At 64.0% G+C, this 25,684-nt stretch carries 22 protein-coding genes and 1 pseudogene; 18 read left to right on the top strand and 5 right to left on the bottom strand.

The features are described from left to right. The first annotated feature begins 361 nt into the window (after positions 1-361). Genes ACVILI_RS25670 through ACVILI_RS25655 form a run of 4 tightly spaced genes read left to right on the top strand, consistent with a single transcriptional unit; the run spans position 362 to position 5,320 of the window. Complete coding sequence (locus ACVILI_RS25670; RefSeq protein ID WP_240564521.1) at positions 362-1,531, top strand: glycosyltransferase; 1,170 nt, start codon at positions 362-364, stop codon at positions 1,529-1,531. Next, the gene (locus ACVILI_RS25665) at positions 1,528-2,829 is read left to right on the top strand and encodes an MATE family efflux transporter (protein ID WP_038648225.1); all 1,302 of its coding nucleotides are present in this window, start codon (positions 1,528-1,530) and stop codon (positions 2,827-2,829) included. Before ACVILI_RS25670 ends, ACVILI_RS25665 begins: the two co-directional genes overlap by 4 nt. Before the next feature lie 3 nt (positions 2,830-2,832). Then, positions 2,833-4,068, top strand: coding sequence for a GNAT family N-acetyltransferase (locus ACVILI_RS25660; RefSeq protein WP_038648222.1), 1,236 nt, complete (start codon positions 2,833-2,835; stop codon positions 4,066-4,068). Positions 4,069-4,096: 28 nt separating this feature from the next. Beyond that, positions 4,097-5,320: a GNAT family N-acetyltransferase gene (locus tag ACVILI_RS25655; protein WP_457102645.1), complete on the top strand. Its 1,224-nt coding sequence runs from the start codon at positions 4,097-4,099 to the stop codon at positions 5,318-5,320. A gap of 71 nt (positions 5,321-5,391) precedes the next feature. Here the strand turns inward: ACVILI_RS25655 and ACVILI_RS25650 are convergent, their stop codons facing one another. Beyond that, complete coding sequence (locus ACVILI_RS25650; protein ID WP_019859524.1) at positions 5,392-5,706, bottom strand: EthD family reductase; 315 nt, start codon at positions 5,704-5,706, stop codon at positions 5,392-5,394. 436 nt (positions 5,707-6,142) lie between these two features. Between ACVILI_RS25650 and ACVILI_RS25645 the strand changes: the two genes are divergently transcribed. From ACVILI_RS25645 to ACVILI_RS25600, 10 genes and pseudogenes are all read left to right on the top strand, one after another. Continuing rightward, positions 6,143-6,319 (top strand): Flp family type IVb pilin, encoded by a 177-nt coding sequence (locus ACVILI_RS25645; RefSeq protein ID WP_019859523.1) that lies wholly within the window; start codon positions 6,143-6,145, stop codon positions 6,317-6,319. A gap of 101 nt (positions 6,320-6,420) precedes the next feature. Continuing rightward, a complete protein-coding gene (locus ACVILI_RS25640) occupies positions 6,421-6,645 on the top strand; it encodes a hypothetical protein (protein ID WP_038648217.1) in 225 nt (74 codons plus the stop codon). Between the two features lie 70 nt (positions 6,646-6,715). Further along, on the top strand, positions 6,716-9,217 hold the full coding sequence (ligD, locus tag ACVILI_RS25635; RefSeq protein WP_038648214.1) for a DNA ligase D: 2,502 nt from the start codon (positions 6,716-6,718) through the stop codon (positions 9,215-9,217). Between the two features lie 279 nt (positions 9,218-9,496). Then, on the top strand, positions 9,497-10,405 hold the full coding sequence (gene ku / locus ACVILI_RS25630) for a non-homologous end joining protein Ku (protein ID WP_019859520.1): 909 nt from the start codon (positions 9,497-9,499) through the stop codon (positions 10,403-10,405). Further along, a complete protein-coding gene (locus tag ACVILI_RS25625) occupies positions 10,402-11,526 on the top strand; it encodes a tetratricopeptide repeat protein (protein ID WP_240564471.1) in 1,125 nt (374 codons plus the stop codon). Before ku ends, ACVILI_RS25625 begins: the two co-directional genes overlap by 4 nt. A gap of 215 nt (positions 11,527-11,741) precedes the next feature. Continuing rightward, entirely contained in the window at positions 11,742-12,386 is a 645-nt protein-coding gene (locus ACVILI_RS25620; RefSeq protein ID WP_038648206.1) for an alpha/beta hydrolase family protein, read from the top strand. Positions 12,387-12,393: 7 nt separating this feature from the next. Further along, positions 12,394-13,164: an exodeoxyribonuclease III gene (locus ACVILI_RS25615; RefSeq protein ID WP_038648203.1), complete on the top strand. Its 771-nt coding sequence runs from the start codon at positions 12,394-12,396 to the stop codon at positions 13,162-13,164. 344 nt (positions 13,165-13,508) lie between these two features. After that, positions 13,509-15,089: a WD40 repeat domain-containing protein gene (locus tag ACVILI_RS25610; RefSeq protein ID WP_240564472.1), complete on the top strand. Its 1,581-nt coding sequence runs from the start codon at positions 13,509-13,511 to the stop codon at positions 15,087-15,089. A gap of 90 nt (positions 15,090-15,179) precedes the next feature. After that, entirely contained in the window at positions 15,180-15,713 is a 534-nt protein-coding gene (locus tag ACVILI_RS25605) for an isochorismatase family protein (protein ID WP_240564473.1), read from the top strand. A gap of 324 nt (positions 15,714-16,037) precedes the next feature. Then, a pseudogene (locus tag ACVILI_RS25600) lies at positions 16,038-17,283 on the top strand (amidohydrolase family protein). 46 nt (positions 17,284-17,329) lie between these two features. On the opposite strand, the gene ACVILI_RS25595 reads toward ACVILI_RS25600, so the two are convergent. Continuing rightward, positions 17,330-18,517 (bottom strand): hypothetical protein, encoded by a 1,188-nt coding sequence (locus tag ACVILI_RS25595; RefSeq protein WP_148307407.1) that lies wholly within the window; start codon positions 18,515-18,517, stop codon positions 17,330-17,332. Positions 18,518-19,441: 924 nt separating this feature from the next. Then, a complete protein-coding gene (locus tag ACVILI_RS25590) occupies positions 19,442-20,182 on the bottom strand; it encodes a sulfotransferase family protein (protein ID WP_019859510.1) in 741 nt (246 codons plus the stop codon). Positions 20,183-20,425: 243 nt separating this feature from the next. Between ACVILI_RS25590 and ACVILI_RS25585 the strand changes: the two genes are divergently transcribed. Beyond that, positions 20,426-20,641 (top strand): exopolysaccharide production repressor protein, encoded by a 216-nt coding sequence (locus tag ACVILI_RS25585; RefSeq protein WP_317452359.1) that lies wholly within the window; start codon positions 20,426-20,428, stop codon positions 20,639-20,641. 700 nt (positions 20,642-21,341) lie between these two features. Continuing rightward, entirely contained in the window at positions 21,342-21,641 is a 300-nt protein-coding gene (locus tag ACVILI_RS25580) for a DUF1236 domain-containing protein (RefSeq protein ID WP_019859507.1), read from the top strand. 103 nt (positions 21,642-21,744) lie between these two features. Here ACVILI_RS25580 and yghU read toward each other — a convergent pair whose 3' ends face one another. Further along, positions 21,745-22,611: a glutathione-dependent disulfide-bond oxidoreductase gene (gene yghU, locus ACVILI_RS25575; RefSeq protein WP_019859506.1), complete on the bottom strand. Its 867-nt coding sequence runs from the start codon at positions 22,609-22,611 to the stop codon at positions 21,745-21,747. Between the two features lie 354 nt (positions 22,612-22,965). Here yghU and ACVILI_RS25570 point away from each other — a divergent pair, with 354 nt between their 5' ends. Continuing rightward, complete coding sequence (locus ACVILI_RS25570; RefSeq protein ID WP_019859505.1) at positions 22,966-23,871, top strand: S1C family serine protease; 906 nt, start codon at positions 22,966-22,968, stop codon at positions 23,869-23,871. A gap of 19 nt (positions 23,872-23,890) precedes the next feature. After that, positions 23,891-24,880 carry a LysR family transcriptional regulator gene (locus tag ACVILI_RS25565; protein ID WP_038648187.1) on the top strand — a complete coding sequence of 330 codons (990 nt, stop codon included), beginning with the start codon at positions 23,891-23,893 and terminating at the stop codon, positions 24,878-24,880. Here the strand turns inward: ACVILI_RS25565 and ACVILI_RS25560 are convergent. Continuing rightward, entirely contained in the window at positions 24,877-25,605 is a 729-nt protein-coding gene (locus tag ACVILI_RS25560) for an SDR family oxidoreductase (RefSeq protein WP_064981988.1), read from the bottom strand. The two genes, ACVILI_RS25565 and ACVILI_RS25560, sit on opposite strands and share 4 nt — an antisense overlap. Positions 25,606-25,684: the final 79 nt, after the last annotated feature.

Genomic DNA, 25,684 nt, shown 5'->3' with positions numbered 1-25,684 from the left:
AATAAGCCTGCCAGGCCCGATTCCAGCCATTGTCGCATTCGGGTTGTAAAATATTTGTTCCAGCCGCCGCAGTTGTTTCACTATCGGTCAACTTTCCGAACGTATGTGTACCGAAACGAGGCGATGCCGGGGCCGGTCGGCCCGCGAATGGATATATTAGCCCGGCATGAACCTTGCTGATGGACTTCTGCGCGCCGGAATCGGCGGAAGGCGTGCAGCGTTGGTGTGGTGAACCGGATCCAGATCCGTTTCGTGACCACACTGAAAACCAGTGAAGTCCAAAGGGGTCTTGGGCTTGACGTTTCCGGTCGCCGGTATGGTCAGGCGGCGGAATCGTCCTGGCAGAAAGATGCGCGTGAAGATGCGGATTGCCTGCATCCATCAGGGGTACGAACTCTACGGCTCCGACCGCAGCTTCGCGGAGAGCGTGGCGGCGCTGCGCGCCGCGTTTCCGTTGGCCGACGTCGAAGTGGTCCTGCCGCGCAGCGGACCGATCGTCGAAATCCTTCAGCCTCATGCCAGCCGCATCGTCTTCGAGCCGCTCTGGGTGCTCAGGCGCCAGGCGATGCTGAGGCTGGCGACCATCGAGATGGCGCGGCTGCCGGTCGCGCTGTGGCGGGCATGGCGGCGCCTCAGCGCTTGCGACCTCGTCTATGTCAACACTTCGATCGTCGCCGATTATGCGCTGGCCTCGCGCCTGCTGCCTTCCAAGGCGCTGCTGCACATCCATGAAATTCCCGAAGGCGTGTTGCGCCGGATCCTCGTCGGGCTCATGCACTGGAGCCGTGCCGATCTCATCTTCAACTCGAAAGCGACGCGCGACACGTTCGGCGAGCCCAGATCCGCGCGCTCCTATGTCGTCTATAATGGCGTTGCCGGTCCCGCCGCGGCGGAGGCGATGACCTATGACGGCAAGCGCCCGCTGCGGGTGCTGCTGCTTGGCCGCGTCAACCGGATCAAGGGCCAGGAAGTGCTTCTGGAGGCGATCGCCTCGCTGCCGGCCGAACTCAAGTCGAGGATCGAGGTGCGGCTGGTCGGCGGCGCCTTCGAAAGCGTCGAGCGCGAGCGCGCCCTGGCCGAACTGGTCGAGACCATGGGGCTGGCCGGACAGGTCAGCGCCTTGCCTTTCATCCCGGACCCTTCGGAGCATTATCGCTGGGCCGACATCGTCACCGTGCCGTCGCGGCGTCCGGAATCGCTCGGCCGCGTCGCCATCGAGGCGATGGCCTATGGCCGGCCGCCGCTGGTGTCGGCGATCGGCGGGCTGGTCGAAGTGGTCGCCGACGGAGAGACCGGCTGGCATGTTCCGCCAGGCAATGCAGCAGCGTTGGCCGCGAAGTTGCAGGAGATCATCCTCGCCCCTGAAGCCTGGCGCGGTTTCGTCGCCGCCGGGCGCAAGCGCTACGAGACGGTGTTCAGCGAACCGGTCGCAGCGGCCGCGATCGCGGCGATCGCCGCCGACAAGCTGAAGGCTGCCATCGCCAGGCCGGGCCGGACGGCAAGCACCCGGCAGGCGGAGACGCGGCCGTGAAGTTCCCCCTCCATCTGGTGCGGCGCCTCGTGCTGATGATCGGCGGCGAGGCGATGCAGAGCGGCTTTCACTTTGCCCTCAACATCGCGCTTCTGCACATGTTGTCGGCGCAAGGCTACGGCCTCTTCGCCATCGCCATGGTGATGGGCGGCGTCGGCCTCTCCTACATCAGATCGCTGACCGCCGTTCCCGCCTCGATATGGATGGGCAAGAGCACCAACAGTGCCGGCGTCGATGCCCATGATGTGGCCTTCGGATCCGCGGCGCTGGTGGTGGCGCTGCTGATGGCCGTCGGCACGGTTATCCTGATGCGTCTCCTGGGCGACCCGAGCGGCATCGCGGCCGGCTGCTTTGTCGGCGCCTGGTCGCTGCGCAGCCATATGCGTACGGCATTCTTCGCGCGCCGCCAGCAGGTGATCGTCTCCGTCAGCGACGCGGCTTTCACAATCGCCGGCACCGTGTTCGCCGGCCTGGCGATCTGGTTCGCCGGGGCCGCGCTGCAGACTGTGTTCTATGCCCTTGCCGCGGCCAATGTGATCGGTATCCTCGTGCTGGCCCGGCTGGCGCCCCGCACGCTTCGCATCAGCTTCCGCATGCCGACGCGGCGGCGCTACACCAGACTCTGGCGCCAGCTGTGCTGGTCGGCCTTCAGCGCGACCACCACCAACATCCAGGGGCAATGCCTGGCACTGCTGGTCGCCGGCATTGCCGGACCCGCGGCTTACGCGCCGCTGGCGGCGGTGATCGTGCTGTTCGCGCCGCTGCGCATCATCAGCCTTGCTTTCGTCAACATGACGCAGCCGGAGCTCGCCAAGCTGATGCGGCGCAATGAAACGCGCCGCGTCTGGTCTCAGGCGAAGATCTGGTCGGTCGTCATGGGGCTCAGCGGCCTGGCCTATGGATGCGCCATCCTGTTCGTCCTGCCGATGATCAAATCCCAGGCCCTGCAGGATGCCTCGGTCGAGTTCATCGGGCTCTTCGTGACGGTCAATTTTATCCCGATCATGCTCTACATCATGCCCCGCATCGTCCTGGAGATATTCGGTGATTTCCGCATCGTCGCCTTCATCACCATGGGCGGCGCCATCGTCGGGCTGGCGCTGATCGCCATCCTGCTGGCCGTCGCGTCCCCACCATGGGCGCTGCTGGGCTCCGCGGTCTCCGAGACCTTCGTGCTCGCGGCATCATGGTATTTCGCGCACCATCGCATGTGGAACATCGAGCATCCGGACCAGCAGCGTAACAGCCGTTTGGGCTCCTGGCGGCGGGCGGTCACGTTCGCCGCGGTAAAGCGATAGGAGATGGATGTGGCTGGCCAGGTGGTACAAATTGCTGCGGTGGATGACGGCTTGCCCGTAGGGGAAGCCTCCCGTCCGGTGACCGTCCCCGCGAACGATGCGTACACGGCGCGATTGCACACAAGCCTTGAAGCGGTCAGGCCGCTCTGGCTGCGCTTCCAAATGGACGGTGTCTGCACCGCCCACCAGCATTTTGCGTGGGTGCAGGGGATCGTGGCGCGGCTGATGCCGGCAGGCGCGGAGCCGCTCATCGTTGAAGTGAACGACGCGGTGACGGGCGCGCCCTTGATGCTGGTGCCGCTGATGCTGCGATCAGCCTTCCAGCATCGGGTGATCGAGTGGCTGAGCTGTGGCGTGTGCGACTATTCGGCACCGCTGCTGGCCGATGCGGGTGCGTGGACCGCCCAATCGGCGCAGGCTGCGTGGGCGGCGGTGCGTTCCGTGCTGCCGTCGGCGGATCGCTTCCATATCACGGGAATACCGCAGCAGATCGGCGGCGTCGCCAATCCCCTGGCCTTGCTGACGACCACGCGCGATTCCGTCCAGACCACCTTCGGTCTTGCCATCGATGGCGACCCGGAAACCGTGCTCAAGCGTCTCTGCAGGCCATCTTTCGCCAAGGAATTCGGCAAGGACTGGCGCCGGCTCGAAAGGCTCGGCGATGTGGAACTCGTCCAGGCCGGTTCGCCGGACCAGGTGGAGGAAATCTTCGGCGAACTGGTCCGGATGCGGCTCAGCCGCTTCCGCGAGCTTGGCCGCTTCGACCTGCTGACGCAGGAGGCGGTTGTCGATTTCTACCGTGACGCGGCCATCCAGGGCTTGTCGGACGGCTCGGTGCGGCTCTTCGGGCTGCGCGTCGGCGGCTCCCTGATCGCGGTTCAATATCTGCTTGTCCATCAAGGGACTGTTCATGCTCTCCTGATAGCCATGGACCAGAGCGTCGTGCCCAACGTCTCACCTGGAATGGCGATCATTGGCAGGTTGATGAGTTGGGCACGCGAGCAAGACTTCGGCTATTTCGACCTGTCGGTCGGCAACCAGAGTTACAAGGAACATATGGGCGCCAAGGGTTCGGTTCTTGTGGAACTCTGCCATGGGTACACGATGCGGGGCAGGGCGGCGAGCAACGCCATCGATCTACGCAACCGGACCGAAGCCTTCGTGCGATCCAAACCACGGCTGCTCAACGTGGCCCAGAGACTGATGCGAGGTTTGCGGCGTTCGCGTGGAGGACGTTGAGAGCAGGCCTGAACGGCGGGAGAAGTACGTGGCAGGCCAGGCAGTGCGAATAGTCGCGGTGGGGGATGCACCGGGCCAACCTCTTTCCCCAATTATCGCCGGTTGGGGCGCCGCCGCGCGCTTTGCCGCGCGGCTGCACACCAGCTTCGATTCCGTAAGGCCGCTGTGGTTGCGCCTCGAGGCGACCGGCTTGTGCACGGGCCATCAGGGCCTTGCCTGGGTGGAAGGGATCGCCAACCGTCTGATGCCCAAAAGCGCGGAACTGCTGGTCGTCGAGGTCAACGACGCCGCAACGGGCGCGCCGGTCATGCTGTTGCCGCTGATGCGCCGCCGGGCCATGGGCCATTATGTGATCGAATGGCTGAGCTGCGGCGTGTGCGATTATTCCGCGCCGCTGCTGGCCGATGCGAGACCCTGGACCACGCAGAGCGCCGACGCCGCCTGGGCGGCGGTGCGCGCCGTGCTGCCGCCGACGGACCGCTTCCACATAGCGGGGATTCCGCGAGAGATTCACGGCGTCGCCAATCCGCTGGCGCTGCTTTCGCAGGCGCGCGATTCCATCCAGATCGCTTCGAGCCTGGCCCTGAGCGGCGATCCGGAGACGCTGATCAAGCGCATCTGCAAATCGTCCTTCGCCAAGAATTTCCACAAGCACTGCCGCCGCTTCGAACAGATGGGCAAGCTCGATCTGGTCGAAGCCGAGACGCCCGACATGGTGGAGGCGCATTTCGCGACGCTGCTCGAGCTCAGGCTCAACCGCTTCCGCGAACTCGGGCGCTTCGACCTGCTGACGCAGGCGCCGATCGTCGAATTCTACCGCAATGCCGCCCTGCAGGGCCTGTCCGACGGCTCTGTGCGGCTGTTTGGGCTGCGTGTCGGTGAAGCCTATCTCGCCGTCATGTACGTACTTGTCATGAAGGGCACCTTGCACGCGCTTTTGCTCGGGATCGATCACGACGCGGTGGCCAACGCCTCGCCAGGCCTGACGACGATGGGCAAGCTGATGATGTGGGGGGTGGCGCAGGGGCTCGACTGTTTCGACCTGTCGGTCGGCAGCCAGGGCTACAAGCAGCACATCGGCGCTTCGAGCGCGGTGCTGGCAGAATTGTGCGAGGCGGTGACGCTGCGCGGCCGGGGCTCGACCACCTTTATCCAGTTGCGCGGCAAGACCGAGCTTTTCGTGCGCTCCAAGCCCGGGCTGTACAAGGCCGTGCAGGGCGTGATGCGGCGATTTCGGCGATTGAAGAATTGAAGAATTGAAGAACGGCTCCCGAAGCGGCTTCGGGAGCAGGAATTGATGGCCGTGCGCCACGACGTGACGGCTCACAGCGGCTCGGTGTCGAAGAGCAGCATCGTCACCAGATCGTCATCCCCGGCGAATTTGCGCCGGTCCTCCGCGCAGGCGCGGCCGATCTCGCTGGCAAAGGCTGTGCGAATGGCCTCCAGACTGTCGAAATAGAGGATGGCGACTCTGTAGGGCGTCTCGCCCGGCAGGACGTTCATGACCGGCGACCGGCTGATCTCGTAGCGATGCAGTCCGGGCAATTGCTTGGCCAGCGGCACGTGAATGTCGTGGTAGTGACGCTCGAAGGCCGCCGGATCGGCGGGGGTTTTGTAGATGACAAGCATCTTGGCCATGGTGGTGCTCCCTGTTTGAGGTGATCGCGCCTCGTCGGCGCCGCACCAATGTCGTTCGCCGGAAGCGGATTTCGACAGGGATGCGGGTTTTCGCGAGACCAACGGCATGGGGCCGGCCAGGAGACGTTCCGCGCCTCGCCATCTTGGCCGCCGGCCGGTGCCTGCGGCTGCGCACTTGATCCATGTCAAAGCGGATCGGCGTCGATGCTTTTATCTGGTTCAGTGTCTTGGGAAGGACACAAGGCGGTGGGTGGTTCCGGGCCGGTAAGCTGAAAACAGCTCCGGTCCGGACTGCCTGTCCCTAGCCATGGCCGATGCTTCATGTTTTGATTCAATCCCGCGGGCAAGCACCTTCAAAACTCTGGCAGAATTTAACCGAACTGCAACTCACGATCTGTATTAGGTTGTGTGAGGGCTAAGAAACCAAGGGCTTGCAATGCCATCAATTGTTTCCCGTTTCATGCGAGATGAAACCGGTGCTACCGCCATCGAGTATGGCCTGATCGCCGCCCTCATCGCGCTCGCCATCATCGCCGGCGCCGGTGCGCTCGGCAATGCGATCAACGCCAAGTTCACGAAAATCGGCAACACGCTCAACAGCAGCGGGTCGTAACGGTCGGCCACGGTCGCCAACCCGCGAAATTGACAGGACAGTTCGTCTCCGTCATCCTTGAGCCAGTCGCCTGATGTGTCAGGGCGACCGAGGGCAGCGTCATGTTCAGTCCCGTCACCAGCCAGAATGCCAAGCGCGCCGCGGTGCGCAAGGCGCTCGACGCCCACAAGGTCTACATCACCGCGCAAAGCTTTTCTGACGGCGCCTACCGCGCCCGCGTGCTGGTCGACGGCGAGGCCTATTGGGCGGATGAGTTCCGGCTCGCCCAGCTGCAGCAGGGCCTGTCGCCGGCCGAGCTCGAGCTGACGCCGGCCGCCGACGATTGACAGCGTGACTTCCATCCGTTCCGGAACGCGGCGGTTGCTCCTGCTTGCCAAGCGCTTCGAGCGCTGACCCATGCCCGCTCCCGCCAAACTCAAAACCTATCGCGCCAAGCGCGAATTTTCCAAAACGCCGGAACCGGCCGGCGGGCTGATCACTGGCGACGACAACCGCTTCGTCGTCCACAAGCACCACGCCACGGCGGATCACTATGATCTGCGCCTGCAGGTCGGCGACGTGCTGAAGAGCTGGGCGGTGCCGCGTGGGCCCTCGCTCAATCCGGCCGACAAGAGGCTGGCGGTCGAGACCGAGGACCATCCGCTCGAATATATCGATTTCGAGGGCGTCATTCCCGAGGGGGAATATGGCGGCGGGCCGATGATCGTCTGGGACACCGGCACCTGGGCGCCGATGGACGATGTCGAGAAGAGCCTGCGCACCGGCGCTTTCAAGTTCCGGCTGGCCGGCGAAAAGCTCAATGGCGGCTGGATGCTGACCCACCTGAAGCCCAAGCCCGGCGAAGACGAGAACAAGAAGAACTGGCTGCTGTTCAAGGAGCGCGACCTCGCCGCCGACACGGCGCTGAATATTCTGGAGGCGCGGCCGGAAAGCGTGAAATCCGGCCTGCGCATCGAGGAACTGGCGGCCGCCGCGAAACCGCCAGCGAAGTCCGCGCCAAAGCCGGGTCCCCTGAAGCCCGGCGAACTGCCAGGCGCGGTGAAGGCGCCGGCGCTCAGCCGTATCGAGCCGCAGCTGGCGACGCAGGCACTGAAGCCGCCGGGCGGCGAAGGCCCTGCCGAGAACACCAACGAACTTTGGCTTCACGAGATCAAATTCGACGGCTACCGCACCATGGCGCATCTGTCCGACGGGCAGGTGCGGCTGATCACCCGGGGCGGCATCGACTGGACGAAGCGCTATGGCGACCTGCCGCATGCGTTCGCCAAACTGCCGTGCCGCGAGGCGATCATCGATGGCGAGATCGTGGTGCTCGACGCCAAGGGCATCAGCCGCTTCGCGCTGCTGCAGGATGCGCTGGCCGAAGGCGCCGGCAGCAAGCTGCATTTCTATGCCTTCGACCTCCTGCATCTCGACGGCTGGGATTTGCTGAAAGCACCGCTCATCCGGCGCAAGGCGCTGCTGGCTGAGCTGCTTGGCGGGCTCGGGGCGAATTCCGCCATCCAGTTCTCCGACCATGTCGAGGGCTCGGGGCAGGGCCTGTACGACCAGGCGACGGAGCTCGGGCTCGAAGGCATCGTCTCCAAGCGCGCCAGCGCGATCTACCAGAGCGGCCGCACCAAGAGCTGGACCAAGTGCAAGGCGCTGCAGAAGGACGATTTCGTTATCGCGGGTTACACGGTTTCCGACGCGGCGGAAGGGCTGGCGGCACTCGGCATGGCCGAGTGGGAGGACGGCGAGCTGCACTATCGCGGCAAGGTTGGCACCGGCTTCGATGCTGAGACGGCAGCCGACCTGCTGGCACGGCTGGAGCCGCTGACATCGGGCGCCACGGCGCCGGAAGGCGTGCCGCGCGAGATCATGCGCGAGATGCATTGGGTGAAGCCGCTGTTCTCGGCGCGCATCCATTACGCCAACCGCACGGCGGACAATGCGTTGCGCCATGGCGTGTTTCGCGGTCTCAGGGATGTCGGCCTGTCGACGCCGGTCTCGGCCAAGCGCAAGCGGCTGATCTCGGAGGCGGATCTTGCCACCATCTGGGTGACCAATCCGGAGCGGCGGCTGTTCGGCAAGACGGGGCCGACCAAGCTCGATATCGCCGTCTATTACGCGCTGGTCGGCGACTTCATGCTGCCGCACATCCTTGGCCGTCCGGTGTCGCTGGTGCGCTGCCCGACCGGCCTGCCAAAGGATTGCTTCTTTCAGCGCCACGCCTTCACCGGCATGCCGCCTTCGGTGGTGACGTTCCAGGCGACCAATTCCGAGGGCGAGACCAAATCCTATCTCTCGGTCGAAGGGGCAAAAGGCTATCTGGCGCTGGCACAGTTCGGCGTCGTCGAGTTCCACACCTGGGGCACGCACCGCACCAGCCTCGACAAACCCGACCAGATCGTCTTCGACCTCGATCCGGGCGCGGGGATTTCCTGGCGCGAAGTGGTGGAAGCCGCCGTCCACATCAAGGGCGAGCTCGAGGGGCTGGGGCTGGTGCCGTTCGCCAAGACGTCCGGCGGCAGCGGCATCCACATCACCGTGCCGGTGACACCCAAGCAGAACTGGAAGAAGCTGCACCAGGCGACCAGCGCCATCTCCACCCATCTGGCGGCGACCGCGCCCGACACATTCACCACCACCATGGGCAAGGAAAACCGCAAGAAGCGCATCTTCATCGACTACCACCGCAACGCCCGCGGCCACACTTCCGCCGCGCCCTATTCGCTGCGCGCCCGCACCAATCTGCCGGCCTCGACGCCGGTGAGCTGGAGCGATCTGGAGGCGATCGATGCGCCGCAGGACTTGAATTATTCCTCGCTGCCGGGGCTGCTGGAGACGTCGGGCGATCCCTGGGCGGATATCGAGGATTTTGCGCGGGATTTGCCGACCCATCTTTCGTCATTCTAGGGTCTGCGCCGCGTCGCTTCGCTCCTTGCTCCGCCCTAGGATGACGAAGAAATGGGGCGCTTGTCGTTGTCAACCTCTGTCTAGGCCAAGGAGTCCAAGTCCATCGACGCTTCATACAATTTGAATTATCCTCCGCCCGCGACCCTCCAGCGCCCTAAAACACTTCGTCAGGGATTTGCCAGTATCTTGCGGGGTCGGTGTAGGATTTGCGCAGCCTTGTTCGTCCTTCGGACGAAAAGCGCTGAGCAGTATCAGTGCATGGCCGCGTAGGAGTGTATCATGGCGCCCAGGGCAAGTTGGAAGGGTTATCTCAAGCTCAGCCTCGTCAGCTGTCCGGTCCGGCTCTATCCGGCGACGACGACCAGCGAGCGCATCTCGTTCAATCAGCTGCACAAGAAGACGCATAACCGCATCAACATGAAGCCGGTCGATCCCGAACTCGGGCTTGTCGAGCGCTCGGACCTGGTCAAGGGCTACGAGTACGAGGACAAGCAGTACATCATCATCGATGATGCCGACCTCGACGCGGTGCGTATCGAATCCAACCACACGATGAACATCGAGGCCTTCGTCGACGAGGGCGAGGTCGATGTCATCTACCAGGACGCGCCCTATTACCTGGCGCCGGACGGGGCGATGGCCGAGGAAACCTTCGCCGTGCTGCGCGAAGCCATGCGCAAATCCGGCAAGCTGGCGATCGCCCGGCTGGTGCTGTCCAGCCGCGAGCGGGTGGTGACGATCGGCGCGCGCGAGAACGGCATGTTCGTGTGCACGTTGAGGAACCCGAACGAAGTGCGTGGCACGGCTGAATATTTCGGCAACATCCCGGCCGGCAAGCCCGACCCGGAAATGCTCGAACTGGCCGAAGCGCTGATCAAGCAGAAGGAAACCACCTTCGATCCGAAGGATTACGAGGACCGCTACGAGATCGCGCTGATGGCGATGATCCGCGAGAAGCTGAAGGGCCATAAGCCGATCATCGCGGCCGCCCCCGAGCGTGGCAATGTCATCAATCTGATGGATGCGCTGAAGGCCAGCCTGTCGCAGTCGAAGCCGCCGGCCAAGTCGAAGAGCAAGGCCGACGAAGTGGTGGCCAAACCCGCCGCCAAGAAGGCGGCAGCGGGCGGCGCGCCTGAGAATCCGCTGAAGGCCAGTCTGCTCAAGGCGGTCGGCAAGAGCAAGAAATGACGGCACCGGCCGTTTCGGTTCCGGGGGCCGTCTTCGGTACCATCGGCGCGCTGGCGGCATTTCCCTTGCGGCTCGCCGCGCGGGAGGTCGAGCGCCAGCACGGCCAGCTGAGGCGCGGCATCACCAGGCGCACGACGCATGTCGTGTTCGGCCGCGCGCTGCTCGCCAAGGCCGGATTGACGAAAAACGGCGATGTCGGGATCGAGCGCCGCGTCGCCGTCGAGCGCGCGGCCGGGCGCACGCTGATCAGCGAGAACGGTTTTTTGCGCCTGCTCGGCCTGATGAAGGCGCCGGAGGCGTCATCACTGTCGCGGCAATCGCTGATCGAGCAATCGCGACTGTTGGGCGCCGACCTCGACCTGCTGTCGCTGTTCGATGCGTTCGAGCATGATTGCGAACCCTATTCCTTCCGCGACCTGATCCTGGCGCGCAAATATGCCGGGCTGGTGGCCGGCGGCGCGACCTGGGGCGCGATCGCGCGCTCCGTGCACCGCTCCGGTCCGGTCGCCTCGCTCACCGCCAAATCGCTCAACGTCGGCTCGCAGCACGGCCGCCCCGACGCAATCTATCTCGAAGGCGGCCAGAGCGAGCTCGACGGGCAATTGCTGTTCGATCTGGGCGCCGCGGCACAAGGCGACGACACGCTGGAAGATTTGTTCGCCGAGGCCGAAGCGGCGGAGGAGGGCGGCGACCACGAAGGTGCTGCCGCACTTTACCAGCGCTGCCTCGCCATCGACCCCAGCGACGCCATCGCCGCCTTCAACCGCGCCAACTGCCTGCGCGCCGGCGGCCACGCGGCGGATGCCGCGCATGATTATGCCAGGACGATAAAACTCGATCCTGCCTTTGTCGAGGCCTGGTTCAACCTCGCCGGGCTGATGAGTGAGCAAGGCCGCGATGCTTCCGCGCGACGGCATTTGCAGAGGGCGATCGCGCTCGACAGGAGCTATGCCGATCCGGTGTTCAACCTGGCCAGGCTGGAATTCGACGCCGGCAATCTGCCCGAGGCGCGGCGGCTCTGGGTGCGGTATCTGGAGCTCGACGCGGAGTCCGAATGGGCCGGGGTGGCTGCCAAAGGCGTGCAGTTCGTGGATATGCAGCTGGCACGGACGGCGGGGTGAGGGGGATCAATGGTCGCGCTTGAACACCCCCCTCTGTCCTGCCGGACATCTCCCCCGCAAGGGGGGAGATTGCGCGCTCACCCGCTTTCGCCAATCTCCAGCGCTGCAAAGGTGGGCCGGGCGTGCGAGCTGCCGATCTCCCCCCTTGCGAGGGAGATGGCCGGCAGGCCAGAGGGGGGTGTGACGGAACGCGGCCTTTCCGGGAAGACCGCCCCATGACCAGCTTCCTCTTCGACGGCTTCGACACCGCCCCCGTCACCATCCTGCTCGCCCACGGCGCCGGCGCATCGATGGATTCTCCCTCGATGACCGCCACCGCCAAGGCGCTGGCCGTCGCCGGCTTCCAGGTCGCGCGCTTCGAATTCCACTATATGGCTGCGCGCCGCTACGGCCAGCGCAAGCCGCCGCCGCGTGCCGAGACGGTCAACCCGGAATATATCAAGGCGATCGCCGATCTGCGCGCCAGGGGCGTGACCGGGAAACTTATCATCGGCGGCAAGTCGATGGGCGGGCGCGTCGCTTCGATGGTCGCGGACGAGATGTTTGCCAAGGGCGAGATTTCAGGGCTGGTCTGTTTCGGATATCCCTTCCATCCGCCCGGAAAACCCGACCAGCTGCGCACCAAGCATTTGACCGGGCTGAAGACGCCGACGCTGATTTTTCAGGGCACGCGCGACGAGTTCGGCACGCGCGACGAGGTGGCGGGTTATGGGCTGTCCGATGCGATCGAGGTGATCTGGCTCGAGGATGGCGACCATGACCTCAAGCCGCGCAAGGGCATTTCGGGATTTTCGACGGCCGATCATCTGAAGACCATGGCGGAGACGGTGAAGGCTTGGGCAGGCCGGATCGCCTCCTGATCCAACCATGAAACTCGCCACCTTCAACATCAACAACATCAACAACCGGCTGGAAAACCTGCTGGCATGGCTGGCGGTGGCGAAGCCCGATGTCGTCTGCCTGCAGGAACTCAAGGCGCGCGACATGCAGTTTCCGCGCGCGGCGCTGGCCGAGGCTGGTTTTGGCGCGGTGTGGAAGGGTGAGCCGACATGGAACGGCGTCGCCATCCTGGCGCGTGGCGCCGAGCCGGTGCTGACCCGCGATGCCTTGCCCGGCGACGATGCCGACCGGCAGAGCCGCTACATCGAGGCGGCGGTCGACGGCATCGTCATTGCCTGCCTCTATGCGCCGAACGGCAATCCGCAGCCGGGGCCGAAATTCCAGTACAAGCTTGCCTGGCACAAGCGGCTGGAGGCGCATGCGGCGCAACTCCTCGACACCGGCCTGCCGGTCGTGCTGGCCGGCGACTACAACATCGTGCCCGAGCCGCGCGACATCTATGCCACGCGCTCCTATGACGACAACGCGCTGGTGCAGCCGGAAAGCCGCGCCGCATTCGCCGCCCTCATCGAGCAGGGCTGGGTCGACGCGTTGCGCAAGGTCTATCCGAAGGAGACGCTCTACACCTTCTGGGATTACCGCAGGAACCGCTGGCCGCGCGATGCGGGCTTAAGGCTGGACCACATCTTGCTGTCGAAGACGCTCGCCCGCCGACTGAAGGGGGCGGGTATCGACCGCGACGTGCGCGGCGAGGATGGCGCCAGCGATCATGCGCCTGTCTGGGTGGAGTTGAAGTAGCTCGCCTTGGTCATCTCCCGGCAAGCGGCGACGCCCCGGAGTATTCGCGCTTCAGCAGGCTCATGATTTGGGCGTCGACAGGCTCGTTACCGTCCTGCCGGTCAGCACCGGTTTGGTCGCCTGTGTCATGGACGCTCCCTTGATTGGCCCAGCCTTGTTTCGAACGAAGCACGGAATGTCCAGCCATTTCCGTGCGTTCGCGCCCACGCGGCATTCGCTCCGGCGGCCACTCGACTCCGCCGCGGCCTTGCGTAAGATCGGTCGCGGCGAGGGAATTCGATGCGACCACAGCCTGCCAATATCGAGGCCGATGCCGTCATCGGCGGCATCATGAGCCTTGCGCCATGACCAGGGGTGCCGACAGGTTGATGGCGGTGCTGCTGATGGCGCTGGCCGCGGCTTGCCTTGTCCATCTCTATCTCTTGCCGGGGGGCAAGAGTTTCGGTCTGACGGCCATGCATGATCCTTGGGCGACGCAGCTGGTGGCCTTCTCGCTGCTGGCGTTCGCCTGCCTCGTCGGCGCGGTGCTGTTCTGGGCCGGGCTATTGCCGGGGCGGCCGACGCAACTGGCCGGGACACCGCTGTTCGGCCGCGCGGCCGAGGCGCAGGAGACCGGCAGGCCCGGCCTGCGCAAGATCTTTTTCGCGTTGCCGTTGATCGTGCTCGCAGCACTGGCCGTCGACCGGTTCGGCCCGTGGGGCGGCGGCGAGGTGGCCAGCCTGCCGAACGAACCGCCGAATGAACCGAAGACGGCCGAACCCAAGCCCAGTGAACCCAAGCCCGATGAACCCAAACTTGCCGAACCCAAACCCGCCGAGCCGAAGGGCCAGGATGTCGCCAGCGCACCACCGGCACCTGAGCCTGCCCCTGCGCCAGCCCCGCAACCAGCTCCGCCACCGATAGCCGCCAACCCGCCGCCGGCATCCGCGCCGCAGGCGCCGGCCGCTCCGCCGGAGGTCGCGGTCGTTCCGCCGCCCACCGTGGCGCCGTTGCCGCCACCACCGCCGGCGGCGCCGACGCAGCCGGACGGCCATCGCGACGCGGTCGTCTGGCTTGCGGTCGCGCCGGACGGCCGATCGATCATGAGCGCCAGCACGGATCGTGTGATCAAGTTGTGGGACATTGGCGGCAAGCAGCTGATCCGCAATCTCGGCGTCCACAAGGACATGGCGCGCACCGCGCTCTATATGCCCGACGGCGTCAGCGCGCTGACGGGCGGCGACGATGGCGAGATCGTGCTGCGCAAACTTGCCGACGGCACTGTGCTGCATGTCTTCCAGGCCGGCCAGAATGGCGGCGTCAACAAGCTGGCGATCAGCCCGGACGGCAAGCGTGCCGTCAGCGGGCATGACACCGGCAATGTCATCGTCTGGGATCTCGTCAACAATTCCGTGCTGCATGTGCTGACCGGACACGACTGGTCGATCAGCGCGGTCGCCGTCTCGCCCGACGGCAAGCAGGCGCTCAGCGGCAGCATCGACGGCACGCTGAAACTCTGGGACATCGAGAGCGGCAAGCAATTGCGCAGCTGGCACGGCCACGAGCAAGGCACCTATGGCGCGGTGTTCACCGCCGACGGGCACCATCTGATCACCGGCAGCGGCGACCTGACGATCAAGGTCTGGGATCTCGACAACGGCCGCGAGGTGAAGCGCTTCGAAGGCCATGAAGGCACGGTCTACACGCTGGCGCTGTCGGCCGACGGCAAGCGCCTGCTGTCGGGCTCGCTCGACGGCACGGCACGGCTGTGGGACATGGAGACCGGCAACCAGATCGCCCTGTTCGACAGCCAGACCGGGCCGATCTACGCCGTGGCCTTCGCCCCCGACGGCACGGTGCTGACCGGCGGCTACGACCGAACCATCAGGGATTGGCCAGCGGCTGGAGGGGATGGTGTGGTGCTGTTTGCCGGCGCCCCGGGTTGAGGGTCTGGTGAGGCTGGTTCTTCTTGTTGGGCAAGTTCTTGATCGCCTTCCCCGCCATGCTATGTAAAAATCATGTCAGCACCCAGCCTCATGGCCAAAGCGCCACTCGTCGTGATCGATCTTCAGACCGGCATGTTCGACGGCCGGCACGAGCCGCCGATACACGACGCACCTGCCATTGCCGAGCGCGCCCGGGCGGTGATCGACTGGGCAAGGCGCGGTGGACGCAAGGTCGCTTTCGTCAGGCATGATGGACCCGAAGGCGATCCGCTGGCGCCGGGCGAACCGGGTTGGCCGGTGTGGCCAGCCCTTGGCCAGGCCGACGATGAGCCGACCTTCGCCAAATCCGTGCGCGATGCTTTCAGCAATCCGGCCTTTGGCGACTGGGTCGCCGGGCAGGGAGACGGGGGCGTCGTGATCCTCGGCGCACAGAGCGATTTTTGCGTCGCGGCAACCGTCAGGGGCGCGATCGCCAGGGGGCTCGGTGTCACCGTGGTTTCCGATGCCCACAGCACGCTGGACAGCGCCAGCGAGAGCGCTGAGCAGATCATCGCCCGGCACAATGACGAATTCGCCGAGGCCGGCGTCAATCTGGTGACGACGAAGGTGCTGGTTGGCGGCTGAAGCGGCAGTCATAACAGGCCGGCCCGCCGGACGGATCACAGGGCCAAGCCATGGCCGACGCGGGCGGGGGGGCGCATTGTTGGGATGGCTGGGCGCCCGCGTCAACCAGGGCGGCTCGTACCGCCGCGATAACACAATGGCACATTGCCGGGCCGCCGAAACTTCCGCGAAAGCGGAATAGGCAAGAGCCGCGGTGCGGATTCGCGCTCTGCCTCGCCGGAACATTCGCCAAGGGCAATTTCGTGAAACAGTTTTTCGCCGCCGCCGCATTGACCCGCGGCGGGCGGGCGGCGAGGACTGGCGCTTTCAGGAGAGATGGCGCCCATGAGCGAGCGGACGATTTTGAGCGAACAGACGATTTTCCGCAACGCGAAGCTGGCCGATGGGTCGCTGGCGGATTTCTTCGTCACCGGCGGCCGCTTCAGCGCCATCGCGCCAGCCGGCAAGGCGCCGCCGGCTGATTTCGCCGCCGTTGCCCCCGGCACCGTCGACCCCGCCATCATCGACCTTGATGGCCAGCTTGTCGTGCCGGCCTTCGTCGAGGGCCACATCCATCTCGACACCTCGTTTTATGGCGATGCCTGGCGCCCGCACATTCCCTGCACCAACGGGTTCGACGTGCGCGAGCGTGTCGCCTTCCAGGCGCGAAACCTTGCCGGCGCCGCGCCGATGGCGGAGCGCGCGAAGAACCAGCTCGAGCTCTGCGTCGGCAATGGCAGCCTGGTCATGCGCAGCCATGTCATGGTCGACGCCTCGGTCGGGCTCAGCCATGTCGAAACCATCCTGGCCGTGCGCGAAAAATACCGCGACCTCATCGACATCCAGCTCGTTGCCTTCCCGCAAAGCGGCATCCTGTCCTCGCCCGGCACGGCGGAACTGCTCGACGAGGCGCTGAAGCTCGGCTGCGACCTTGTCGGCGGGCTCGACCCCGCCAGCTTCGACCGCGACGTGAACGGCCATCTCGATGTGGTGTTCACCCTGGCGCAGAAGCATGGCGCCGGCGTCGACATCCACCTGCATGATGGCGGCGCGCTCGGCCTGTTCCAGGTCGAGGAGATCGCCGCGCGGACAAAGGCGCTCGGCATGGCGGGCCATGTCGCCGTCAGCCATGCCTATGGCCTTGGCGACATCCCCGCCGACGCCGTGGCGAAGGCCGGCGCGATGCTGGCGGCCGCCGGCGTGGCGATCATGACCAACGCGCCCGGCAACCATGCCTTCCCGCCGGTGGCGGCCCTGCGGCAGGCTGGCGTCACCGTGTTCAGCGGTTCCGACAACATCCGCGATTCCTGGTGGCCCTACGGCGATGGCGACATGCTGAACCGGGCCAACATGATCGGCTATCGCTCCGGCTTCTACGAGGACCGCGAGCTCGAGGCGGCGTTCGATGTGGTGACCCGTGCCGGCGCCAGCGCGCTGGGGGCTGGCGGACTATGGCATCGTTGTCGGCGCCAGCGCCGACTTCGTCGCCATGTCGGCGCAGCACGTGCCCGAGGCGGTGGTCGCCGTGCCAAAGGACCGCACGGTCTATCGCCGGGGCAGGGCGGTAGCGAAGGATGGCAAGATGGGGTGAGGGTGTTGGCCAGCAGCCGCCCCCCGACAAGGGAAACAAGCGTTGATTACGGGGAGCCGCCGCCGACCTTGTTTCTCTTGCCAGAATTTATGTTCCACTTCGAAATCTTTGAGCCGTAGGCGTTCGACTGAATGTTCCATCCGCTTGAACTTGCACCAAGAGAATTTGCGACCCTTAGATATTGGTAAACGTTTCCAGTTATGTTTCCAAAATTTGCCGCGCTGTCGACAATGACGCCAGAGCCACTGCTTTTACCGAATGGATTGAAGATGTTGTTCTCTGCAATTACGAATTGATCGCCACCGCCATTAATATGGACCCCGCTTCCGGATTTTGGTATCTCAATCGTATTGTGTGTTACATATAGGCCGACAATCGGGGAAAAAGTTGCAATAGTATCGCCCTTAACATCAAATGAACTATCAGAGATGTTGATCTGATCAACCTCCGATTCGGCCGCTGGAACGACTATTCCAGCTTCACCATTGAGGAAATTGCTCTGAGTCACAAAAAGTCCCTGAAACAATGTTCCCAGCGAAATACCATTCGCAGTATTAATAAAATTGCTCTTCGAGACCATCATGTTAAAAGCGTAGCAGTGACTGGTCGCATTGCCCGTAGCAAAAATTCCCTGCATGCTGGAGCCGTTCTCTCCAAAGAAGTCGACGCTATCAACATCAACAAACGATAGATTGTTAAGGGTTAACCCTCGACCCCAGTGATTTCTAAAGGGAAAACTTCCCGTGCCTTCAATCGTCAGATTGCTGAAACGCGACGATTGTTTTGACCCTCCGCAATCAGAGCTGGTGACAGCGATCGCATCATGATCGTTCGCCGTCGCCGATAGAACAGCCATATTGTCCATTTGGATGGCTTCCTCGTTCGACAACGTGAAATTGAATCCTGCCGTCGTTCCAGTGAAGACGATCTTGGTCACGTTGGGGCCAGCGCCATGGACCGCAATGCTCGAACCCACGCCAGGTTTCGCCGTGGCCGGACCGCTGAATCTGTAGGTCCCAAGCCCGAACGATATGCAGATCGGCCGATTGCCAAAATGGCTGATGGCGGAATTCCAAGCCGCAAGATTGTCGGTCGAGCCGTTGCCGTTGCCACCGTATGCCTCAATCGCGACGCAGCCTGATATCACGTCGTCTGGCTTCGGGGGGACGGGCTGTGCAAAAGCCAACGATTGGAGCGACAACCAGGCGACCATCAATGAAAGGCAGCGAAACATGGAAACCTTTCTCCCTATATCGGGACATAGTTCGGTGCTGCCGATGGGCATGCTAATTGTGGCTTGACGGTGGAGGAGTCAGTTACATTTCAGTAAGATTCCCCCTATGAGGCCGTCATTTCGGAGGGCGGCCGCGCGGCATGCAAGCTGGATCAGTTTGCCGCACTGCTATCGGTAGCCTGAAACGATCGGGCGGGTGGGGAAGACAGCGCGCGTTGATCCGACGGCTCATCCTTGAGGTAGAGCAAGCCGCCCAGGACGAGGAATACAATTCCCACCGCCACAAGTCCGACCATCAACACGGCGACCGCTGTAGCCGGGCCGTGGCCTGTTCTGGTGATGATGGACCGATGGTGCATCGCTCTTCCTCGAAATTGGATCCGGTCCGCAAACTTGGCGGTTAACGATGGCAAAGGCGGGATGTTCCCGATGACGGGCCGTATCGGTCTTTTGCGTTTCCTTTTGGGACCAAGGTCTTAGGTGACTGAAGCAGAGGTCCGACGGGTCCTGTTCGGTTCCGGCAATGTCCATTGGATGTTCCGCTATTTTAGCCAATTCATATATAATGCCTTTACCCTACCCGCGGCAAAAGCGGGCGTCGGACAGGGCAGAATATCGGCCGACCGCCATGTGACGATAGTGTGCTACCTTCCACATCTATCGGACAAAAGGCCTTCCTCCAGGCAGATCAAGTGGAACCTCGTTCAGCCGGGACGGCGAGGCAAACAGGCTCCTGCCGATGTTCAGGAATTCGAACTTGCAGACCTCGCGCCGGCTTTGCGGCGCTGCCATGTCGCGGTTGCGCACCGGCATGGTGAAGCCGAATTCGCCGCCTTGCCGTCCGCCGCGATCGATCCAGTACCGCGGCGGGGTTAGCCCTGAGGATTACGCCGACATTGCGAAGCGTGCGTTGTGTCCCTGAAGCTAGCCCAGCCACCACCACAGCGCCGCAAACACCACCAGCGCGGCCGCTACCGCCAGACCCAGCATGATGTAGGAGCCCTTGATGATGTCGCGGATGATCTTCTTGATTGTCTCGCGGTCGTTGAGGTTGGGGAAAGGCTCGTTGGGCAGCGCAACGCCGAGGAAATCGCAGAGCGGGCCCCAGCCTTCGGTCACTTTGTAGACCAGCAGCCTGTGCGGCGGCACCGCAGCCTTCACCTCGTCGATATAGGTGTTGTAGCGGGCAACCGCCTTGGCGCGGTCATTCATCACGCCGTCCAGCGTGCGGCCCCATATCAGCTTGCGCGACATGTCGCCGAATTTCCAGCCGAAGGGGGTCAGCCATTCCAGGATCTTGAACTGCCAGACATTCTCGGTGAAGTAGATTGTGTCGATCGTGCTTTCGTACCACGCCTCGGCGCCGCGCGGATGCAGGGTCAAAAGCACCTTAGCGTCGGGGTAGGCGGCCAGCAATTCTTTCCACACGCAGCAGCCGGGATTGTCGACTGTCGCCGTATAGTTGGCGAAGACGCGGTTCCAGTCGTGCTGGCTGCCGGGTGGGCTGTTGGCCACCTTGCGCCAGAAATCGAGATGGCCCTTGTTGGCCTTGTTCATGATCACTTCCTGCATGTGATAGCAGGGCAAGCCGAGCCTGTTCAGCGCGGCAAAAGTCGACCACGTGCCGGTGCGGCCGAAACCGGCTCCAATCAGTTCGAGCGTCATTTCCCCATCCCGCGGACTTATTTTCTGCGCTACCCGCAGTCCTTGAGCATCAAATTGCTCCCGACCAGGTCAACGCGCAACAAATTTCGAGGGTGGGCTAAGGTCGGACGATCACATAGTTGCGTAGTTGCTAAAATAATGGAACTTTGTCCGCGGGCATTGGGAATTCGGGCAGGGAGTCGTGTGAAACCGGGTGGTTTCGGCGATGTGGGATCGATGTATTTTGGGCAGTTTCTCGTGGGGATGTCAGCCACGACCATTGTCGTCGCGGGCTGGGCTTACATGGCCACCGGGTCGTTCTGGAAGGCGCTGGGCTGGACGATAGCCGTGTTGGTCCTCCTCCAGGTCGGCTATTTCGTGCTCGTCATGCGGCTGATCTACAGGCGCGCCCGCAAGGCGGCAGATCAGGGCGAGGTCGACGCCGTTCCGCCGCTGCATCGCGACGGTGTCTCGCTGTAAGGCCAGACGCTTGTGAAGCCGGACAGTTGTGAGGCCGGATAATGGGGATAGCAGTGGATGACCCGCTACCAGCCCATCCATTCGCGCGTGCGCCAGGCAAGGCCGACAAAAGGAGCCATCAGCGCTATAACGACAAGCATCAGCGTGAAGGGATGCTTGGTCACGGAGGGCGGGGAGCCATGGCGCGATCATCCTTGCTGGAGATTAATGCGTCGAACAACGTCATGACGGTCACATGGTTGCATCTGAATGGGCCACGTTATCCGCGCTGGAACCGGATGCGGGCGCTGGCGTTTTCCCGATGTGACCGGTGAGGCTGCCACCTCCGCCGGCACGGTTTGAGGCTCGCCTTGCTCCCGGCCGGGCGAGCCTTTTTCATGTCTTCGACAACAGTATCTGGAACGACATCGTGCGCTCTACGTTAGCTGTCGCTAAGGCAACAGGCGGATCACATTCTTTCGAAAGGGCACCTCGGATGCATCTTCCGAGGAAAGTGTATTTCACGACATATCCCTAAAAAATATAATAATCACGGATTTTTGAAGCCGTGATTATGTGTTTTTGCCTGTTTCCGAAAATAATCAAAATAGGCATTTGTTGGGCGTGCCGCATTTATTCCACAAATTGCGATGGAACCTCGTGGCAGTGGTCGAGTTTTCCTACAGGGCGGGAAGCCCGGGCAATTGATATGGAGGTTGTTATGAAACATTATCTTTCGAGTGTGGCAGCCGCGATCGTCCTGATGGGCGGCATCGGTGCGGCTGTGGCGGACACAATCGTCGTTCAGCCGGAGCAGGAGACGGTGGTTCGCGAATACGTCAAGAAGCAGCCGCTGGCGTCGGTCAATCTGTTGGGCCTCGAGCTCAAGCTTGGCTCGCCGGTGCCTGACAAGGTCGAACTGCGCGAAGTGCCCAATGTCAAGTATCGCGTTGCCGTGATCAACGACCAGACAGTTCTGGTCGACCCCGACACACGTCAGATCGTCGAGGTGCTGCACTGATCCATGGCTCGGCCATGACAGTGGGTGCGACACCAGCATAGCCTTGGGAAAAGTCCGCCACGGTTCGTGGCGGGCTTTCTTGTGAAGTTGGCTTTGCGGCCGCCTATTCGGCGGCCAGCTTGTCCTGCGTGTTGGTGTCGAAATCGCCGGCGTCGTGGCGCTCATGCAGCTGCATAGCAGGTTCGCCGAAGGCGCGGTTGACCATGCGGCCGCGCTTGACAGCCGGGCGGGCGTCGATGGCCTTCGCCCAGCGCTGGACGTGCTTGTATTCCTGCACGGACAGGAACTCGCCGGAATCATTGTACATGCGCCCGAGCGCCAGCCCGCCATACCAGGGCCACACCGCCATGTCGGCGATCGTGTAATCCTTGCCGCCGAGATATTCCGTTTCGGCCAGCCGGCGGTCGAGCACATCGAGCTGCCGCTTGGTTTCCATGGCGAAGCGGTCGATGGCGTATTCGAATTTCTGCGGCGCGTAGGCATAGAAATGGCCGAAGCCGCCGCCCAGATACGGCGCCGAACCCATCTGCCAGAACAGCCAGGACAGGACTTCCGCGCGCGCCGGCTGCTCGGTGGGCAGGAATTCGCCGAACTTTTCGGCGAGATAGACCAGGATCGAGCCGGATTCGAAAACGCGCACCGGCGTGGCGCCGCTGCGGTCCATCAGGGCCGGGATCTTGGAGTTGGGGTTGATCTCGACGAAGCCGCTGCCGAACTGGTCGCCATCGTTGATCCTGATGAGCCAGGCGTCGTATTCGGCGCCCTTGTGGCCGCGCGCCAGAAGCTCCTCCAGCATCACGGTGACCTTGACGCCATTCGGCGTCGCCAGTGAATAGAGCTGCAGCGGATGCTTGCCGACGGGCAATTCCTTGTCATGCGTCGGCCCGGCGATCGGCCGGTTGATGCTGGCAAAGGCGCCGCCATTTGCCTTGTTCCAGGTCCATACTTTCGGCGGAGTGTAGTCTGTCATGTCGGGCCTCGTGGGGAAGGGAAGGACGGGAATGGGCGGATCGATCTACAGCTAGGGCTGCGGAGGCGAAAGTTCAACTTGCGTTGAACTATTGTTTATGTGGGAAAAGCGCTTCTTCCTTGTCCCCTTCTGGGAGAAGGTGGCCTCGCGAAGCGAGGTCGGATGAGGGGTGTTCCAGGGAATGCCGACGCCTCACTCCGCTGGAGCACCCCTCATCCGTCTCGGCGCTACGCGCCGATCCACCTTCTCCCGCAACGGGAGAAGGCAAGAACTATCGATGCGCACCTTGCACCATCCCCTCCGAGGCATACCTATAAGAGAAGCCGCCAAGCATTTGCATCGCAGGACAAAATCATGGCCATCAATCCCAATCCGCGTTCCGTCGTTGCCGTGCGCGCGACCGTTCCCGAAGATGCCTTCACGGCCGGTGCGCTGGGCACGCTCAGGGAAGGCAGCGGCGTCGTCATCCGCAATGACGGGCTGGTGCTGACCATCGGCTATCTCATCACCGAGGCCGAGGAGGTCTGGCTGACCGCGCATGATGGCCGTGTCATCCCGGCGCATGCGCTGGCCTATGATCAGGAATCCGGCTTCGGCCTGGTCCAGGCACTGGCGCCGACCGGTCTGCCGGCGGTGGCGCTGGGCGATGCCGGCAAGGCCAGGATCGGCGACGCGGTGGTGCTTGCCGACGGCATCGGCCGGGCGGTCGAGGCCAAGATCGTCACCAAGCAGGAATTCGCCGGCTATTGGGAGTATCTGCTCGACGAGGCGATCTTCATCGCGCCGGCGCATCCGTCCTGGGGCGGGGCGCCGCTGTTCGGCGCCGATGGCGCGCTGCTCGGCATCGGTTCGCTGCGCCTGCAGATGAGCCGCGCCGGCGAGGTCGCCGATATCAACATGGTGGTGCCGATCGACCTGTTGCCGCCGATCCTCGATGATCTGCTGACGCGCGGCCAGGTGGCCAAGCCGCCGCGTCCGTGGCTCGGCGCCCTGTCGGCCGAAAGCGACGGCAAGGTGGTGGTGATGAGCGTGACGGAGGGCGGCCCGGCGGCCAAGGCCGGACTGCGCCAGGGCGACGTTATCTCCGAGGTGCGCGACGGCGCGGTCGACGGTCTCGCCGATTTCTATCGCAAGCTGTGGGACAGCGGCTCGGCCGGCGCCGAGATCCCGATGCGCGTGGTGCGCGACGGCCGCGAAACCTGGCTGCGCGTCAAATCCGCCGACCGCGGCAGTTTCTTGAAGAAGCCGCAGCTGCAATAGGCCTGATGTCGGCCGGGCGATGCATCCCAGACTGCTCAAGACCTTTCTCGCTGTGGCACGCAGCCGCAACATCACGCGCGCCGCCGAGGCGGTTCACCTCGCGCAATCGAGCGTCAGCGACCAGATCCAGTCTCTCGAGGCCGAACTGGGCGCTGCCCTGTTCACACGCTCGAAGTCCGGCTTGGAGCTGACGCCGGCGGGGCTGGCGCTGAAGCCTATCGCCGAAGAGCTGCTGCGGCTCGACGGCGAGGCGCGCGCGGCGGTGCTGGCGGCCGCCGGGCGCACCAGCGGGGCACTGACCATCGGTGCGCTGGAGACGATCGCCTCGGCCCGTCTGGCGCCCTGGCTGCCAGGGTTCCAGGCGGGCCATCCCGATATCACCGTGCGGATGAAGGTGGCGGACAGCGGCACGCTGCGACATTTGCTGGAGGACGGCGACATCGACGTCGCTTTCTGCTTCGAGCGTCAGGACGGTGCAAAGGGCGCGGCCGACGGACGCCTGGCCAGGCGCGCGATAGGGGCCGAACCCCTGGTTCTGGTCGCGGCTCCGGGACAAGGCACCGCGCCGCGCGACCTGGCAGACCTTGCCGCGCTGCTCTTCGTGGCGACGGAGCCCGGATGCGTCTACCGGCATATGTTCGACACCGCCTTTGCCGAGGCGGATATGGCGCCGCCCAAACCAGCGGCCGAAGTCGGCAGCATCGGCGCCATTGCCCGGCTGGTGGCGAGGGGTGCCGGGCTCGGCCTCATTCCCCGTCTCGCCGTCAGCGATGCGCTGGCGCGCGGCGATCTCAGGGAATTGCCATGGCCCGGCCGAATGCAGGCGGCACCGCTGACGATGATCTGGCGACGCCGGCGCGTCCAGCCGCCGGCGCTCAGGCAATTGCTCGCCGCCGCGCGGGACACGCTGGCGCCGGAACGCCTCGAGACGGGTTCAGAACTTGAATCGGCTGATAGCTCCAAAGCACTGTTTCCAAACAACACCCTGGCGAAGACTGCCGCCAGCTAAACCAGCCGGTGCCCGCCTTCGACATGCAGCGTCGTGCCGGTGGTAAATCCGTTGCCGATGAGGAAGAAAATGGCGTCGGCGATGTCTTCGGGCTGGCCGACCCTGCCGACTGGCAGCCGCTCGGCCATCGCCGCCAGCATCTCGGCCTTGCGGTCGCCGGCGACCTGAGCCCAGATCGTGGTGTCGATCCAGCCGGGCGAAACGGCGTTGACGCGGATCGGCGCGAGTTCGACGGCAAGCGCCCGCACCAGCCCTTCGAGCGCGGCGTTGACGGCGGCGACGACCGAGCCGCGCGCGGCCGGCCGATACGCGGCGATGCCGGAGATGAAGGTCATAGAGCCGTTCGCGGCAAGCCGTGGCGCGCCGTGCTTGGCAAGCAGCAGCGGGCCGAAGAGCTTGCTGTCGACCATGCGTTGCGCCGCCTTCAGGTCAAGCTCCGGCAGCAGCCTGTAGGCGCCCTCGATGTCGGCCGCCGTGCTGACGATGTGGTCGAGCCCACCGATCTCGGCGAACAACGCCGCGACCTGGTCTTCCCGGGCGATGTCGACGACGGCTACCTCCAGGCCGGAGGGATTGCCAAACGCCTCGCGTGCCTGTCGCAGCCTTGCTTCGCTGCGCCCGGCGATGATGACTGTGGCACCAGCCTCGACGCAACGCCTGGCAAGCGCCAGGCCCATGCCGGAGCCGCCGCCGACGATCAGGATTTTCTGGTTTGAAAGGTTCATTTCGCTCTGCCTTTGCTTTGACGGGACAAGGGCAGGGAATTGGCAGGTCGGTGTGCCGAGAAGGAAACGGAAGAAACCG

The sequence above is a fragment of the Mesorhizobium sp. USDA 4775 genome (genome assembly GCF_054062655.1).
Note: the sequence above shows the minus strand (reverse complement) of the source record. Positions and strands in the feature narration are given on the sequence as shown.

Bases quoted from the DNA above. Each gene is read 5' to 3' on its own strand.
- ACVILI_RS25670 (WP_240564521.1), top strand. From the start codon at position 362: ATGCGGATTGCCTGCATCCATCAGGGGTACGAACTCTACGGCTCCGAC.
- ACVILI_RS25660 (WP_038648222.1), top strand. From the start codon at position 2,833: ATGGATGTGGCTGGCCAGGTGGTACAAATTGCTGCGGTGGATGACGGC.
- ACVILI_RS25650 (WP_019859524.1), bottom strand. From the start codon at position 5,706: ATGGCCAAGATGCTTGTCATCTACAAAACCCCCGCCGATCCGGCGGCC.
- ACVILI_RS25645 (WP_019859523.1), top strand. From the start codon at position 6,143: ATGCCATCAATTGTTTCCCGTTTCATGCGAGATGAAACCGGTGCTACC.
- ACVILI_RS25640 (WP_038648217.1), top strand. From the start codon at position 6,421: ATGTTCAGTCCCGTCACCAGCCAGAATGCCAAGCGCGCCGCGGTGCGC.
- ligD (WP_038648214.1), top strand. From the start codon at position 6,716: ATGCCCGCTCCCGCCAAACTCAAAACCTATCGCGCCAAGCGCGAATTT.
- ku (WP_019859520.1), top strand. From the start codon at position 9,497: ATGGCGCCCAGGGCAAGTTGGAAGGGTTATCTCAAGCTCAGCCTCGTC.
- ACVILI_RS25625 (WP_240564471.1), top strand. From the start codon at position 10,402: ATGACGGCACCGGCCGTTTCGGTTCCGGGGGCCGTCTTCGGTACCATC.
- ACVILI_RS25620 (WP_038648206.1), top strand. From the start codon at position 11,742: ATGACCAGCTTCCTCTTCGACGGCTTCGACACCGCCCCCGTCACCATC.
- ACVILI_RS25615 (WP_038648203.1), top strand. From the start codon at position 12,394: ATGAAACTCGCCACCTTCAACATCAACAACATCAACAACCGGCTGGAA.
- ACVILI_RS25610 (WP_240564472.1), top strand. From the start codon at position 13,509: ATGACCAGGGGTGCCGACAGGTTGATGGCGGTGCTGCTGATGGCGCTG.
- ACVILI_RS25605 (WP_240564473.1), top strand. From the start codon at position 15,180: ATGGCCAAAGCGCCACTCGTCGTGATCGATCTTCAGACCGGCATGTTC.
- ACVILI_RS25595 (WP_148307407.1), bottom strand. From the start codon at position 18,517: ATGTTTCGCTGCCTTTCATTGATGGTCGCCTGGTTGTCGCTCCAATCG.
- ACVILI_RS25590 (WP_019859510.1), bottom strand. From the start codon at position 20,182: ATGACGCTCGAACTGATTGGAGCCGGTTTCGGCCGCACCGGCACGTGG.
- ACVILI_RS25585 (WP_317452359.1), top strand. From the start codon at position 20,426: ATGTCAGCCACGACCATTGTCGTCGCGGGCTGGGCTTACATGGCCACC.
- ACVILI_RS25580 (WP_019859507.1), top strand. From the start codon at position 21,342: ATGAAACATTATCTTTCGAGTGTGGCAGCCGCGATCGTCCTGATGGGC.
- yghU (WP_019859506.1), bottom strand. From the start codon at position 22,611: ATGACAGACTACACTCCGCCGAAAGTATGGACCTGGAACAAGGCAAAT.
- ACVILI_RS25570 (WP_019859505.1), top strand. From the start codon at position 22,966: ATGGCCATCAATCCCAATCCGCGTTCCGTCGTTGCCGTGCGCGCGACC.
- ACVILI_RS25565 (WP_038648187.1), top strand. From the start codon at position 23,891: ATGCATCCCAGACTGCTCAAGACCTTTCTCGCTGTGGCACGCAGCCGC.
- ACVILI_RS25560 (WP_064981988.1), bottom strand. From the start codon at position 25,605: ATGAACCTTTCAAACCAGAAAATCCTGATCGTCGGCGGCGGCTCCGGC.